Annotated in this window: 15 protein-coding genes; 12 read left to right on the top strand and 3 right to left on the bottom strand. The window is 45.3% G+C overall.

The annotated features are described in order from the left end of the window. Positions 1 to 612 precede the first annotated feature (612 nt). Together AC5O63_RS14650 and ygfZ are read right to left on the bottom strand one after the other, a co-directional pair. On the bottom strand, positions 613 to 1089 hold the full coding sequence (locus AC5O63_RS14650) for an aminoacyl-tRNA deacylase (protein WP_494505444.1): 477 nt from the start codon (positions 1087 to 1089) through the stop codon (positions 613 to 615). Further along, entirely contained in the window at positions 1082 to 2050 is a 969-nt protein-coding gene (gene ygfZ, locus AC5O63_RS14645) for a tRNA-modifying protein YgfZ (RefSeq protein ID WP_494505443.1), read from the bottom strand. Before ygfZ ends, AC5O63_RS14650 begins: the two co-directional genes overlap by 8 nt. A gap of 200 nt (positions 2051 to 2250) precedes the next feature. Between ygfZ and AC5O63_RS14640 the strand changes: the two genes are divergently transcribed. Next, positions 2251 to 2511, top strand: a complete 261-nt coding sequence (locus AC5O63_RS14640) for an FAD assembly factor SdhE (protein ID WP_004744765.1) — start codon at positions 2251 to 2253, stop codon at positions 2509 to 2511. Next, positions 2459 to 2878 carry a protein YgfX gene (locus AC5O63_RS14635; protein WP_494505442.1) on the top strand — a complete coding sequence of 140 codons (420 nt, stop codon included), beginning with the start codon at positions 2459 to 2461 and terminating at the stop codon, positions 2876 to 2878. The genes AC5O63_RS14640 and AC5O63_RS14635 overlap by 53 nt, the downstream gene beginning before the upstream one ends. 174 nt (positions 2879 to 3052) lie before the next feature. Here AC5O63_RS14635 and nadB read toward each other — a convergent pair whose 3' ends face one another. Beyond that, positions 3053 to 4666: an L-aspartate oxidase gene (nadB, locus tag AC5O63_RS14630; protein ID WP_494505441.1), complete on the bottom strand. Its 1614-nt coding sequence runs from the start codon at positions 4664 to 4666 to the stop codon at positions 3053 to 3055. A 414-nt stretch (positions 4667 to 5080) separates the two neighbouring features. Here nadB and rpoE point away from each other — a divergent pair, with 414 nt between their 5' ends. The 10 genes from rpoE to pdxJ all read left to right on the top strand — a co-directional run bounded on the left by rpoE (position 5081) and on the right by pdxJ (position 14107). Beyond that, a complete protein-coding gene (gene rpoE, locus AC5O63_RS14625; protein WP_004744762.1) occupies positions 5081 to 5659 on the top strand; it encodes an RNA polymerase sigma factor RpoE in 579 nt (192 codons plus the stop codon). A gap of 25 nt (positions 5660 to 5684) precedes the next feature. Next, positions 5685 to 6299 (top strand): RseA family anti-sigma factor, encoded by a 615-nt coding sequence (locus tag AC5O63_RS14620; RefSeq protein WP_275664509.1) that lies wholly within the window; start codon positions 5685 to 5687, stop codon positions 6297 to 6299. After that, positions 6296 to 7261, top strand: coding sequence for a sigma-E factor regulatory protein RseB (gene rseB, locus AC5O63_RS14615; protein WP_069667205.1), 966 nt, complete (start codon positions 6296 to 6298; stop codon positions 7259 to 7261). The genes AC5O63_RS14620 and rseB overlap by 4 nt, the downstream gene beginning before the upstream one ends. Beyond that, entirely contained in the window at positions 7258 to 7728 is a 471-nt protein-coding gene (locus tag AC5O63_RS14610) for a SoxR reducing system RseC family protein (RefSeq protein ID WP_239850857.1), read from the top strand. Before rseB ends, AC5O63_RS14610 begins: the two co-directional genes overlap by 4 nt. Positions 7729 to 7855: 127 nt before the next feature. Further along, on the top strand, positions 7856 to 9649 hold the full coding sequence (gene lepA, locus AC5O63_RS14605) for a translation elongation factor 4 (protein WP_004744758.1): 1794 nt from the start codon (positions 7856 to 7858) through the stop codon (positions 9647 to 9649). A 201-nt stretch (positions 9650 to 9850) separates the two neighbouring features. Beyond that, a complete protein-coding gene (gene lepB, locus AC5O63_RS14600; RefSeq protein ID WP_004744757.1) occupies positions 9851 to 10747 on the top strand; it encodes a signal peptidase I in 897 nt (298 codons plus the stop codon). A 149-nt stretch (positions 10748 to 10896) separates the two neighbouring features. Continuing rightward, entirely contained in the window at positions 10897 to 11574 is a 678-nt protein-coding gene (gene rnc / locus AC5O63_RS14595; protein ID WP_004744756.1) for a ribonuclease III, read from the top strand. Continuing rightward, positions 11567 to 12544, top strand: coding sequence for a GTPase Era (gene era, locus AC5O63_RS14590; protein ID WP_069667202.1), 978 nt, complete (start codon positions 11567 to 11569; stop codon positions 12542 to 12544). The genes rnc and era overlap by 8 nt, the downstream gene beginning before the upstream one ends. Positions 12545 to 12656: 112 nt before the next feature. Then, positions 12657 to 13379, top strand: a complete 723-nt coding sequence (gene recO / locus AC5O63_RS14585; RefSeq protein ID WP_069667201.1) for a DNA repair protein RecO — start codon at positions 12657 to 12659, stop codon at positions 13377 to 13379. After that, positions 13376 to 14107, top strand: a complete 732-nt coding sequence (pdxJ, locus tag AC5O63_RS14580) for a pyridoxine 5'-phosphate synthase (protein ID WP_004744753.1) — start codon at positions 13376 to 13378, stop codon at positions 14105 to 14107. Before recO ends, pdxJ begins: the two co-directional genes overlap by 4 nt. The last annotated feature ends 2 nt before the right edge of the window (positions 14108 to 14109 follow it).

The raw sequence follows: 14109 nt of genomic DNA, 5'->3' as shown, positions 1-14109 counted from the left end.
AAATTATACGTTTTTCCCACCCTGAAAATTGTGATTGTGATGGTGGAAAATGCAGATGAAACTGGTTTGTTTGGATATTTGTGTTGCTGTAGACAAAACCGCGGATAAATATCCAATTTATTGTGATAATTACCTCACTTATCTTCTGACAGCGGAACTCGCATAAGAGTTCAATCGCGAAATATTAAGCCTCAGTTATATGACACATTTAAGAATAGTTTAACTTTCAGAGTGGGTGTAAAAGAATTGTAAAATTTTACCAAAAAAAAGCCCGCTTTGATGCGGGCGAATAGTCACAGATGCATTACACAAAAAGTGGATGTCCTGAAACAATCAGTGGATTCACTTTTTTAGTTGGAGAAGGATTCACATACCTTTCGAGCCACATACCAACTCATTGAAAGGTTGTGTCGCTCAGCGTGTATAAGCTACTGAGCGAACTTTAACCAACAGAGACAGCATACTTCAAAAATACTATTGTGACTACTTATGCTTTATTGGTGAATAATAATTTAATTAAGAAAAGGCTAATGATGCGATAACGGTCATGGTTTAATGAAATCGATTGCAACAAGAGAGACTGGTTTCTACCCAGTAATGGGTAGAAACCGTTTAGTCGCGGCAGATATCGCCAATGACAGGTTGACTGAGTTGAATAAGATCGTCACAACTCAAGGCGATGCCAGCCATATTTGAGCCACTGCTTATCGTGACCTCAGATTCTGCCAAAAGTTGCTGGTCGAATACTATCACCATTGGCGTGCGCAGTAACAAGGGGACAACCGTGCCAATCTTGTATCCAGTCAGACTAGCCACCTCTTCCATAGATACACAGGTCATTCGACGCCACTCTAGAAGCGCGCGGACTTTTTTTGGGTCGACCGCCTTGTTTCCTGGGGCGCAGGCAATTGCGTAGCGGTTATTCATATCACGCAGTACAATAGATTTCACCATCTGTTCTGGTCTAATCCCTCGCTGCTTTGCCGCATCTTCTATGGTTGTCGCTGGAGTTTGGTGCGGCAGCAGTCGAAAGTTGATCTGCTGCGCTTCTAGATATTGCGTAATGTGCGTTGAGATAGGATCAGTCATTATCTTCTAGCGAGTAAGGCAGAGCCGCAAATGTCCATTCACTGTTAGGTTGCTTTTTTAGGCGCAGTTGAGTGTCTGCTTCTAGGTTATTAGGCAAGACAACCAGTGCCAAGGCTTTATTATCGCTGTAGCGGTAGCTAGCAATAATTTTGCCCGCGCTACGCCAGTTTTCACCGACGGCTCGCTCTAGCTCTGCGTTAGCGTCAATCACCGCTTCAGCATCGCCCTTAACGATAAACAGTGCACGCTTGTTGATGCCGCGATATTTAGCGCGAGCCACAGTCTCTTGGCCTGTATAACAACCTTTAGTAAAGCTAATTCCCCTAAGCGCTTGAATGTTTAGAGCTTGCGGAATGTGTTCATTTTGCTGTTCGGCATTGAGCAGTGGCAAGCCCGCTTGAATATCGTGCAATGTCCAGAGTTCTTCAGATACTTTTTCTGCTTGTAGAGTCGCGATCAATTGCTCGGCGCTAGATTGCTCCATTAAGAGTAGCCAACGCTGTTGGTCAATTTTAACGGCAGTGCCACCTTCAATAGAGCGCACATCACCAGTTTGAGATGAAAGAGAGTCAATAAAGCTTGTCGCAGAGTCGCCCATTAGTCCCAGAGCGATATCTTCTGTTTGCTTGATTTCTACCTTAGAAAAAATCGCATACTTTTTCAGCTCGGTTAGCTCTTTATCGATAATGGAGGTTGGCTGAAACATGGCGTAGCCGCCGTTGTGGTGAAACAGACGAAACGCGCTCCATACCTTACCTTTAGCGTCACAGTGGGCGCCAAAGGTAGAGTCTTGCTCATCTAATGTCACTACGTCACAAGTCACTTGGCCTTGAAGGTAGGATTTCTTGTCATCGCCAAACATTGTAATTGCACTCCATGATGGGAGTAACGCAACTGAAAGTTGAGGAAGTGCATCGCTTGACGCTAGTTGTAGGGGAGCAAACTCTTTCTGCCAGTCCATGATTGATACCTAATAGAAACTTAATAACTGTATGTTAGCGCTGAATCCTAGTGATAAACAACCTTTAGAGTTGTAGGCGAATTTTTCATGTCTTGGTATGGAAAATCATGACCTTGCTCGGGAGTGTGACTAGCGCCCTAGTTGTGAGCGAAATTGCTTGTTACACTCGGCGCAAACAACCGATTAGGTGAGGAATTAGAATGTATACCGCAGAAGAAAAAGCGCGTATCAAATGGGCATGTCGTCGAGGAATGCTAGAACTCGATGTTGTTATCATGCCTTTTTTTGAGGAATGTTTTGACGCCCTAAAAGATAATGAGCAGCAGGACTTTGTGTCTTTGTTAGAGTGTGATGATCCAGACTTGTTCACATGGATTATGGGTCATGGCCGTAGTGAGAATCTAGGTCATGCGTCTATGGTGGATAAGATTGTCGCACATAACCTCAGTAAAGTGCGCTAGGTTCTACCTTAGCCCCTCTTATACTGCAACGATGACCAGCATCTTAGTTATGATGCTGGTCTTTTTGATTGTGGTTCTATCATCTATTCCACTCGTCGCCTCTCTAGCCTTGATAGCTATGCTTGTGAAGAGTGCGCTAGTCGATGACGTTTTGCTGCCGTCAATGCAGGGCGAAGTAGAATTTACCTCTCCGTCGACGTATAAAACGGCGCAAGGGAATGAGCGAATTCGAAGTGTTAATTTTATCGGTGTGGCTTTTGGTTTACTTATCACTCGCCAAGATAAGACGCGATTCATTTTATGGCGTGATAGCATGCCTGAAGAAGATTATCGGCATTTAGTCGTGATACTAAAAAGGGAGCATTGATACCAACCGGAACAAATATCTGCTCACCCTTGCTGGCTAAAATCGCTGATAGCATCGTTATAGATTTTGTAGGTAGAACAACTAGCTAGCTGCAATCTATGCCTTGCTCTAAGCGATTTTTTCTGCGCAATTATCTGAGCATCTATTTATCCCGATTGGTATAAGCTTCCTCTATTATTTTTGTTTTTCCGGTAGCAGTATGGTTGGACCGCTATCTTCAGCAAGCTCTGGGTAGTCTAGCGTGTAGTGCAGACCACGGCTTTCTTTACGCTCCATTGCGCAGCGGACCATTAATTCTGCCACTTGCAGTAAGTTACGCAGCTCAAGCAGGTTGTTGGAAACCTTAAAGTTGCTGTAGTACTCGTGAGTCTCTTGCTGGAGCAGTTGGATACGACGTAGTGCCCGCTCAAGGCGCTTATCGGTTCTTACGATGCCCATGTAATCCCACATAAATAGGCGTAACTCGTGCCAGTTGTGTTGGATAACGACCTCTTCATCTGAGCAGCTAACTTGGCTTTCATCCCATGCAGGAAGTGCTGGTGGAAGCGTTGCTTGGTCTATGTTGGCAATGATGTCATTGGCTGCAGCCCAAGCGTAAACAACGCACTCTAATAGTGAGTTTGATGCCATACGGTTCGCCCCGTGCAGGCCGGTATAGCTCACCTCACCAATAGCGTAAAGCTGTGATAGATCGGTTTGCCCTGTTTGGTCGACCATAACTCCACCACAGGTATAGTGTGCAGCGGGAACAACAGGGATCGGTTCTTTGGTCATATCGATGCCAAGATCGAGTAGACGCATATTAATTGTTGGGAAATGCTTTTCGATAAAATCAGCTGGCTTATGGCTGATGTCGAGGTACATGCAGTCTGCACCTAAGCGTTTCATTTCGAAGTCAATCGCACGTGCTACAACATCACGTGGCGCAAGCTCTTCACGCTCATCAAAATCGGGCATAAAGCGCGAGCCATCAGGACGACGCAAATAGGCACCTTCACCACGCAGTGCTTCAGTTAGTAAGAAGTTACGCGCTTCAGGGTGGTATAAGCAGGTCGGGTGGAACTGGTTAAATTCTAGGTTGGCTACGCGACAGCCTGCGCGCCAAGCCATAGCAATACCATCACCAGAAGATACATCTGGATTTGACGTGTATTGATAGACTTTAGAAGCCCCGCCAGTAGCAAGAACAACAAATTTAGCTCTAACGGTTTCTACATGCTCTTGATTGCGGTTCCAGATGTAGGCACCAACGATTTTTTTCTCGTCGCCACCGACTTTATCTTCAGTAATCAGATCGAGCGCATTATGACGCTCTAAAACGGTAATATTAGGGTGATTATGAACATTGTCTTGCAGCGAGGTTTGCATTGCCATGCCTGTTGCGTCAGCCGCATGCAGAATACGACGATGACTGTGCCCACCTTCGCGAGTCAAGTGATAGCGAGGTGCTTCATCAGTGTCGTTTTCTTCGCGATCGAATGGAACACCGCCATCGATAAGCCATTGGACACATTCTTTGGCATTTTTAGCAATGAACTCGACAGTCTCTTGTTCACAGATGCCAGCACCGGCTACTAAGGTATCTTGAACATGAGATTCAATACTGTCCGACTCGTCGAAAACAGCGGCGATACCACCTTGCGCATAGTAAGTTGCCCCTTCGCTACGTGGACCTTTACTCAGTACGATAACTTTACCGTACTCTGCAACACGTAACGCTAAAGAGAGTCCAGCTGCGCCACTACCCACCACTAACACATCACATTGATGTTCACGGTTTGCGTTCATAAAACTTTTAAATTCCCGAGTTAATTTGTACCTGTGCCACTTTCATCCCGAAAAACCGTTTTGGTTTGGCACGGTAGCAGAGCGATCCCGCTCTAAAATATTTCAATGAATTGCAACGTTGACTCTGAAAACAAAAGAGTCAACTCACTATAGTACCACTGTGAGAGTGGCTTTGCATAAATGCAATTCTTCGTAAATAGCATTGCTTTTCTCTACCTTGATCCTCACAATCTGAGACAAGAAGTAGATTGGTGCTTCATTGCGCAAAAATAGTTTGAAGAATTTTTGAACTTATATTTATTTGCTAGGTCACAATAGTGCTCAAGTAAGCAGTGGTGTCAAGACTACATTTTGCATAATTAATGCTCATGTCTGAGAAGATAAGGGCGAATAACGATAGGAGTACCCGCTCGAATGAACGAGCAGCTGACCGATCAAGTATTAATTGAGCGAGTTCAGAATGGGGATAAGCAAGCATTCAATTTGTTGGTAACTAAGTACCAAAACAAAGTCTGCAACCTTATTTCTCGCTATGTGAATAATCCTGGTGATGTTCCCGATGTAGCGCAAGAAGCATTTATAAAGGCGTACCGAGCGATACCAAGCTTTCGTGGTGAAAGTGCCTTCTATACTTGGTTATATCGGATTGCCGTTAATACTGCAAAAAACCACCTTGTTGCCCAAGGGCGCAGACCGCCAGCACAAGATGTGGATACTGATGATGCTGAATATTACGAAACAGGAAGTGCATTAAAAGAAATTTCGAACCCTGAGAACTTAACGTTGTCCAATGAATTGAAACGTGTTGTTTTCAGTGCAATCGAAGCACTGCCTGATGATTTAAAAACCGCGATGACGTTGCGCGAGCTCGATGGCTTAAGCTACGAAGAAATAGCAGCGGTTATGGATTGCCCTGTAGGAACGGTACGTTCGCGTATCTTCCGTGCTCGTGAAGCGGTTGAGAAGAAAATCCAACCCCTTTTGCAACGCTAGACCAGTAACATTAATGGTGAAAATAATGGCTGACAAAGAGAAACTTTCAGCACTCATGGATGGAGAGTTGGTTGATAAAGCTCTAATTACTGAATTAGAGAAAGACCAAGATAGCCTACAGACTTGGCAAAATTACCATTTAATTGGTGATGTAATGCGAGGTGAAGCACCGGAAAAACCGGAGTGGAATATAGCTGAAAGCGTAGCGTTAGCGCTCGACAATGAACCTGCACACTCTACGGTAACTCAGTTGGAAGAACACCGCTTGCAAGAGTCTCAACCGACGCCTTCGCAAGCACGCCGTCAACTACCCGCTTGGTTGAACCAATTTGGTCAAGTGGCGATGGCTGCCTGTGTTTCTTTAGCAGTAATTTTAGGTGTTCAGCAGTATGGCGGTTCAGACGCGACAACTTCACCTGAAACAGAAACATTACCTGTTCTCCAAACAATTCCATTTTCTGGTAGCGCAGAGCCTGTAAGCTTGACGCGCTCTTCGGTTGAACAACCAGCAAGTGAGATCAATGTTCAGGAGCAACGTCGCCGCATTAATGCGATGTTACAAGATTACGAATTACAACTACGCTTAAACAGTGAGAAAACCATTGAATATAGCGATAATCCTGAAACGGTAGTTGAATGAAAAAATTTCTGATCAGTGCGCTGACACTGTTCAGTTTGAATACACCAATAGCCTTTGCAGAAGACAACGCTGCAGAGGCTTTGTTGCATCAAATGAACGAGGCCAGTCAGCAACTTAGTTATGAACTGTCTTACATACTGATAAAGAAAAACAGTATTGAACCTCTGCTGTATCGTCATGCCAAAGCAGACGAACAACAACTTGCCCATCTTGTCTATCTGAGTGGGCCAATACGTGAAGTGATTCGTCGTGGTGACGAAGTGAGCTACATTGAACCTGGTGTTGAGCCTTTTACCATTGAGTCTGGCAATATGGTCGCGCCGACGATACCGCTACTCAACTCTGATGTAGGCCAACTAAGTGATTTCTATGATTTTATCCAAGTAGGTCGTGCTCGTGAAGCGGGCGCAGCTTGTCAGGTTCTGCGTGTCGTACCAAAAGATGGTCAGCGCTACTCTTACGTGCTTTGGGTAGATGAGAAGAGTAAACTACCTTTACGTGCTGATCTTGTCGATCGTGACGGTGAGATCTTAGAGCAGTACAGAACGATCTCTTACAGCGTAAACGATCGAATCAGTCAGATCCTTGGTGGATTGAATCAGGTTAAACTGCCTGAAGTCCTATCTCTGCCAAAAGGCCAGATTACTAACCCTTTCTGGACTGTGGGTTGGATCCCTAATGGGTTCGAACCTAAAGAGCTTAATCGCTATCGTATGACCAATACAGAGCGTATGGTTGAGAGCCAAATGTACAGCGATGGACTGTTCAGTTTCTCGGTATATGTCTCAGACAGTGATAACTTGTCTCTTAAAGGGCAGCTTGTTCGTCAAGGTCGCCGTACCTTACATAGCTTCGTCCGTGGAGACAGAGAGATTTCTGTGATTGGTGATATTCCGCCAGCAACCGCAAAGCGTATCGCTCAGTCTGTCACTTTTAATACTAGTGAGAGTGCCACTCAATGATGACTGCATTAGCCACAGTATCGAGCGTTAAGCCTGTTGCTTCAGGCTTTGACGTTGAGCTGAGCTGCGAACAACAAACCAGTTGTAGCAGTTGCTCTTCACAAAAGAGCTGTGGTACCGGCATTGTATCTAAAGCGGTAGGTAACAAATCTTTACACTGGCATTTGATTACCCAAAAGCTGGTTAAAACAGGCCAAGTTGTCGAAATTGGTCTGCCTGAAAAGAGCTTACTGCAATCTGCCGCTGTGGTTTATTTGGTGCCTTTGTTTGCCATGATAGTGGGCGCATTAGTTGCTCAGTGGTGGTTGGCACCACTCCTTTCATTAGGGGAGGGGCTAGTTATTTTGTTCTCTGCGCTCGCAACCACAGCAGGCATTTTCCTCGCAAAACGATTATCTGCGAAATTAGAGCAGCAATCTTCGCAACAAGTCATACTATTAAGGGTGTTGGGCGAACCAATTAGCTAGTGCGAAGTGGCTAGAAATTGGGTAGAATCTGCCAACTTGATTGAAATGCCGTCGTTACCGTTGAATTGAATCAATGGTTGGATCGGCTTTCTTGTCCTTATTTTAAAGAGTTTAGTCACACCAAATCATGAAGCACATTCGTAACTTTTCGATTATCGCCCACATCGACCATGGTAAGTCGACCCTATCAGACCGTTTGATCCAAGTATGTGGTGGATTGAGCGACCGTGAAATGGCCGCACAGGTTCTGGACTCCATGGATCTAGAGCGTGAGCGTGGTATCACCATTAAATCTCAGAGTGTGACTCTAAACTACACCGCTAAAGATGGTGAAACATACCAGCTTAACTTCATCGATACCCCAGGACACGTTGACTTCGCCTATGAAGTATCACGTTCTCTCGCAGCTTGTGAAGGTGCACTACTGGTGGTTGATGCAGGCCAAGGTGTAGAAGCGCAAACTCTTGCTAACTGTTATACCGCGATCGAAATGGATCTAGAGGTAGTGCCAATCTTGAACAAGATTGACCTTCCAGCAGCCGATCCAGAGCGTGTTGCAGAAGAGATCGAAGAAATCGTTGGTATCGACGCGATGGAAGCGACTCGTTGTAGTGCGAAAACTGGTATCGGTGTTGATGATGTTCTAGAGAACATTGTATCTGCGATTCCTGCACCAGAAGGTGATCCAGAAGCGCCACTACAAGCACTAATTATTGACTCTTGGTTCGATAACTACCTAGGTGTTGTTTCATTGGTTCGTATCAAAAATGGCGAACTGAAGAAGAACGACAAGATCAAGGTAATGAGCACAGGTCAGGTTTGGGGTGTTGACCGTCTTGGTATCTTCACACCTAAGCAAGTTGATACTGAAATTCTACGTACAGGTGAAGTAGGTTGGGTTGTTTGTGGTATCAAAGACATCCTAGGTGCACCAGTCGGTGATACGCTAACACTAGCGAAACATGGCTGTGAACAAGCGCTACCAGGTTTTAAGAAAGTGAAACCACAGGTTTACGCTGGCCTATTCCCAGTATCATCTGATGATTACGAAAACTTCCGTGATGCACTTGGTAAGCTTAGCCTTAACGATGCTTCTCTGTTCTATGAGCCAGAAAACTCAGCTGCTCTTGGCTTTGGTTTCCGCTGTGGCTTCCTTGGCATGCTACACATGGAGATCATCCAAGAGCGTCTAGAGCGTGAATACGATCTAGACCTGATCACAACGGCGCCAACAGTAGTTTACGAAGTTGAAGAAACAAACGGCAACCTACTTTATGTTGATAGCCCAGCGAAGCTTCCTGCGGTTAACGACATTGAAGAAATTCGTGAACCAATTGCTCGTTGTAACATTCTTGTGCCTTCAGAGTACCTAGGTAACGTAATCACGCTTTGTGTTGAAAAACGTGGTGTTCAGGTTGATATGGTTTACCACGGCAATCAAGTCGCGGTGACTTACGATATTCCGATGGCTGAAGTGGTACTCGACTTCTTTGACCGTCTAAAATCAACCTCTCGCGGTTATGCGTCGCTAGATTACAACTTCCAACGTTTTGAAGCATCTAACATGGTGCGTGTTGATGTTCTACTAAACGGTGACACGGTTGATGCGCTTGCAATGATCACTCATAAAGATCAATCGCAAACTCGTGGTCGTCAGCTAGTTGAGAAGATGAAAGAGTTCATCCCTCGTCAAATGTTTGATATCGCGATTCAGGCTGCGATTGGTAACCACATCATTGCACGATCAACAGTTAAGCAGTTACGTAAGAACGTAATCGCGAAGTGTTACGGTGGTGACGTGAGCCGTAAGAAGAAGCTACTGAAGAAGCAGAAAGAAGGTAAGAAACGTATGAAGCAGATCGGTAACGTAGAGCTGCCTCAAGAAGCGTTCTTGGCTATTCTACATGTAGGAAAAGACTAATCCCTGTCATATTTGGCGCTACAGCGTTGTTGCCAGCGCAAACTCACCCTAATCACATAGACCCTCTATGCTCATAGGGCTGAGTTTGCTTGCCGCCTAGCTGTAACACCAACTATTTAAGGGATTACTGAAACAAATTAAATTGGTAAGTGGAAGGGTTTCGGCTCTTTCACTTTCGTATTTTTGAGATAAGGGAAGTCAATGGCGAATACATTTTCACTCATCCTAGTGATCGTTACCTTGGTAACGGGTGTTGTCTGGGTTCTAGAAAAGCTAGTTTTTGCGAAAAAGCGTCAAGAAAAACTGGCTGAAGTTGAAGCTCAAACAAATGGCTTAGATGCCGCAGTACTAGAAAAAGTGAAGACGCAACCATGGTGGATTGAAAATAGTGTTTCTATTTTTCCAGTGATTGCCGCAGTACTTGTTCTACGTTCATTCATCTATGAGCCATTTCAGATCCCATCGGGCTCTATGATGCCAACGCTGCTAGTCGGTGACTTCATCCTTGTTGAAAAGTATGCCTATGGTTTGAAAGATCCGGTATGGCGCACTCAACTAGTTGAAACCGGTAAGCCAGAGCGCGGTGATGTCGTGGTGTTTAAATACCCACCTCAGCCAAGTATTGATTACATTAAGCGTGTCGTTGGTCTGCCGGGCGATACTGTGCGTTACAACAGTAAAAAAGAAATCTGCATTCAGTCTCAAGGTGATACCAGTTGTAAGCCAGTGAAACTATCCAATGTAGAAGAGAGCCAGTTCATTCAAAATGGCATCCCATTGATTCAGTTGGATGAACAATTGAGTGAACAAGGTCACCAAATTTTGGTTAACCCACTACGTCGCGATCGCGTTGAACTTTATCAACCACGTAACGGCGTTAACGAGTGGGTGGTACCTGAAGGCCAGTACTTTGTGATGGGTGATAACCGTGACAACAGTGCTGACAGCCGCTACTGGGGCTTTGTTCCAGAAGCAAACCTAGTGGGTAAGGCGGTAGGTATCTGGATCAGCTTTGAATTTGAGCGTGGTGCAGATAGCGTTTTACCTTCTTGGATTCCAACTGGTGTGCGATTTAACCGCATCGGTGGTATTAACTAAATTTTCGTCATAGTTGTTACCACAGCGTTGTTGACTGCATAAATCCACCCTAATCACATAGAGCCCCTATGCTCATAGGGTTGGATTTATTTGTCGCCTAGCTGTGAAATCAACTATCTAGAAAATTGTAATTAAATTATTGAGAGAGCATGAATTCTCCTACTGCAAAACTAGAGAAAAAACTCGGCTATCAATTTAACGATGCTGAGCTAATCAGTTTAGCGCTGACTCACCGCAGTGCTAATGGAAAACACAACGAGCGTCTTGAGTTTCTGGGCGATTCAATTTTAAGTTTTGTCATTGCTGATGATCTTTATCACCGTTTCCCTAAAGTGAACGAAGGGGACATGAGCCGCATGCGTGCCACATTAGTACGTGGCAATACACTGGCGGAACTAGGTCGTGAATTCGAACTAGGAGATCACTTAAAATTAGGTCCAGGTGAATTAAAAAGTGGCGGTTTCCGTCGTGATTCAATTCTTGCCGATGCTGTGGAAGCGATTATTGGTGCTATTTACCTTGATAGCGATATCGAAGTAGTACGCGGCATTATTCTTAGCTGGTACAAAACGCGTCTTGATGCAATCAAGCCGGGTGTTTCGCAAAAAGACCCGAAAACGCGTCTTCAAGAGTTCCTTCAAGGGCGAAGAAAACCGCTACCTGCTTACACAGTGACTAATATTAAAGGTGAAGCACACAACCAAGAGTTTACGGTTTCGTGTGAAGTGGCAGGTATTGGACAACCTGTTATTGGTAAAGGCACCAGCCGCCGCAAGGCAGAACAAGCGGCTGCTGAATTAGCACTAGAGCAATTGACCAATGACTGATTCAACTGACAACAACGAATTTGATATCGATGCGTTTTTCTCATCGAGCGACGAGCAAGCAAGTTCGCCAGAAAACCAACACTGTGGTTTTGTGGCGATCGTTGGTCGTCCGAATGTAGGTAAATCAACGCTTCTTAACCGTATCCTTGGCCAGAAGATTTCGATTACTTCTCGTAAACCTCAGACAACTCGTCACCGTATTATGGGTGTTGATACGGAAGGGGATTACCAAGCGATTTTTGTTGATACTCCAGGCCTGCACATTGAAGAGAAACGTGCCATTAACCGCTTGATGAACCGTGCGGCTAACTCATCACTCAGTGATGTAAACCTTGTGTTCTTCCTAGTGGACGGTACGCATTGGACTGCTGATGATGAAATGGTTCTGACTAAGCTGCAGAAGTCCAACTTCCCTGTCGTACTTTGTGTAAATAAGGTCGATGTTGTTCAAGACCGCAATGAAGTCATGATGCATATGCAAGAGATGTCGAGCAAAATGGACTTTGTTGATGTTGTGCCTATCTCGGCTAAACACGGCAAGAACATTGACGTTTTGCGTAAGCATGTACGTGAGCATCTACCTAAAGCGACGCACCACTTCCCTGAAGAGTACGTGACTGACCGTTCTCAGCGCTTTATGGCTTCAGAGATTGTGCGTGAAAAGCTGATGCGCTTTACTGGTGAAGAGCTGCCTTACTCTGTGACGGTTGAAATTGAGCGTTTCGATTACAACCCAGAGACTGATGGCTTCCACATCAACGCCCTAATTTTGGTTGAGCGTCTTGGTCAGAAGAAGATGGTGATTGGTAAAGGCGGCGAGAAGATCAAAACGATTGGTCGTGAAGCGCGCCTAGATATGGAAGAACTGTTCGGCCGTAAGGTTTACCTAGAGACTTGGGTAAAAGTGAAATCAGGTTGGGCGGATGACGAGCGAGCACTGCGCTCACTTGGCTACATTGACGATCTATAAGTCGTGCGAGGCTAAAGGCTTCGCTCCGCAAATGACGAAATAAGGAGCCATCTGGCTCCTTATTTTTTATTATAACGATTCATATTGGTTTAATAATTCTCTGGCAGATTTTATGTCCTCTGAAGGTTTACAGCGCTGCTTTGTGTTACACCGCCGCCCTTACAGCGAATCGAGCTTAATTCTCGATGTATTTAGTGAGGAGTATGGACGTGTGACTTTAATGTCCAAGGGGGCTCGTAGCAAACGCTCGAACCTCAAAGGCGCGTTGCAACCTTTTACCCCCTTGCTACTTAAATGGTCGGGGAATGGTTCAATGAAGACCTTGCGCCAAGCCGAGCCAATCAGCCTTGGGTTACCTCTGACAGGCATCAACCTCTATTCGGGGATGTACGTTAATGAGTTGGTTGGGCGAGTGCTGATGGCTGAAGTGGCCATGCCTGCATTATTTCATGATTATCTACACGCTTTGACGGAACTGGCGCAGTGTGAAAACCCTGAACCCGCCCTGAGAAGATTTGAACTCGCACTGCTCTCTGCGATGGGCTATGGCGTTGATTTCATGCACTGTGCTGGGACAGGAGAACCGGTAGAAGCCAACATGACTTATCGCTACCGCGAGCAAAAAGGTTTTATCGCTTCTGTGCGCAAGGACAACCTTACCTTCTATGGCAGTGAACTGATTGCAATCAGTGAACGTAGATTTACCACAAAAGAACAACTTAAAGCGGCAAAACGCTTTACACGTATAGCATTAAAGCCGTATCTTGGCGGCAAACCATTAAAAAGCAGGGAACTCTTTCTTAGCATGGTTCCCAAACGGAGTATTGGAAAATGAGCTCAATCTACCTAGGTGTTAATATCGACCACATCGCGACGTTACGTAACGCACGTGGTACTAAGTATCCAGATCCTGTGCATGCCGCTGAAATTGCAGAGCGTGCAGGTGCGGATGGTATTACGATTCACCTGCGTGAAGACCGTCGTCACATTGTTGATCGCGATGTTCGTATTCTGCGTGAAACGCTACAAACGCGCATGAATCTTGAGATGGCAGTGACTGACGAAATGGTTGAGATTGCGCTTAAGACCAAGCCTGAGTACGTATGTTTGGTACCTGAAAAACGTGAAGAGCTAACGACAGAAGGTGGTTTAGATGTTGCTGGGCATCTTGAGAAAGTAAAAGCGGCGACTCAAACACTCACTGAAGCGGGCATTAAAGTATCTCTGTTCATTGATGCAGACCGCGAGCAAATTGATGCAGCAAAAGCGTGCGGTGCACCGTTTATTGAACTGCACACTGGTCACTATGCCGATGCGGAAACTGAAGAAGATCAGCAAGATGAGCTGAAGAAGATCGCTGCAGGAGCAAGCTACGCTGATGATTTAGGTATCACAGTGAATGCAGGACACGGCTTGACTTACCACAATGTGGCGCCAATTGCGGCTATTCCGGAAATATTTGAGCTTAACATCGGTCACTCGATTATTGGCCGAGCGGTGTTCGACGGTTTACACAAAGCGGTTGCGGACATGAAAGCCATCATGGTTGAAGCGCGTCGCTAAAC

This window comes from Vibrio sp. SCP2, assembly GCF_059295395.1.
This window is presented reverse-complemented; position numbering and strand designations above follow the sequence as displayed.

What these genes read in the sequence shown, in the direction of transcription:
- AC5O63_RS14650 (WP_494505444.1), bottom strand. Translation starts at nt 1,089, where the DNA reads ATGACTGATCCTATCTCAACGCACATTACGCAATATCTAGAAGCGCAG.
- ygfZ (WP_494505443.1), bottom strand. Translation starts at nt 2,050, where the DNA reads ATGGACTGGCAGAAAGAGTTTGCTCCCCTACAACTAGCGTCAAGCGAT.
- AC5O63_RS14640 (WP_004744765.1), top strand. Translation starts at nt 2,251, where the DNA reads ATGTATACCGCAGAAGAAAAAGCGCGTATCAAATGGGCATGTCGTCGA.
- AC5O63_RS14635 (WP_494505442.1), top strand. Translation starts at nt 2,459, where the DNA reads ATGCGTCTATGGTGGATAAGATTGTCGCACATAACCTCAGTAAAGTGC.
- nadB (WP_494505441.1), bottom strand. Translation starts at nt 4,666, where the DNA reads ATGAACGCAAACCGTGAACATCAATGTGATGTGTTAGTGGTGGGTAGT.
- rpoE (WP_004744762.1), top strand. Translation starts at nt 5,081, where the DNA reads ATGAACGAGCAGCTGACCGATCAAGTATTAATTGAGCGAGTTCAGAAT.
- AC5O63_RS14620 (WP_275664509.1), top strand. Translation starts at nt 5,685, where the DNA reads ATGGCTGACAAAGAGAAACTTTCAGCACTCATGGATGGAGAGTTGGTT.
- rseB (WP_069667205.1), top strand. Translation starts at nt 6,296, where the DNA reads ATGAAAAAATTTCTGATCAGTGCGCTGACACTGTTCAGTTTGAATACA.
- AC5O63_RS14610 (WP_239850857.1), top strand. Translation starts at nt 7,258, where the DNA reads ATGATGACTGCATTAGCCACAGTATCGAGCGTTAAGCCTGTTGCTTCA.
- lepA (WP_004744758.1), top strand. Translation starts at nt 7,856, where the DNA reads ATGAAGCACATTCGTAACTTTTCGATTATCGCCCACATCGACCATGGT.
- lepB (WP_004744757.1), top strand. Translation starts at nt 9,851, where the DNA reads ATGGCGAATACATTTTCACTCATCCTAGTGATCGTTACCTTGGTAACG.
- rnc (WP_004744756.1), top strand. Translation starts at nt 10,897, where the DNA reads ATGAATTCTCCTACTGCAAAACTAGAGAAAAAACTCGGCTATCAATTT.
- era (WP_069667202.1), top strand. Translation starts at nt 11,567, where the DNA reads ATGACTGATTCAACTGACAACAACGAATTTGATATCGATGCGTTTTTC.
- recO (WP_069667201.1), top strand. Translation starts at nt 12,657, where the DNA reads ATGTCCTCTGAAGGTTTACAGCGCTGCTTTGTGTTACACCGCCGCCCT.
- pdxJ (WP_004744753.1), top strand. Translation starts at nt 13,376, where the DNA reads ATGAGCTCAATCTACCTAGGTGTTAATATCGACCACATCGCGACGTTA.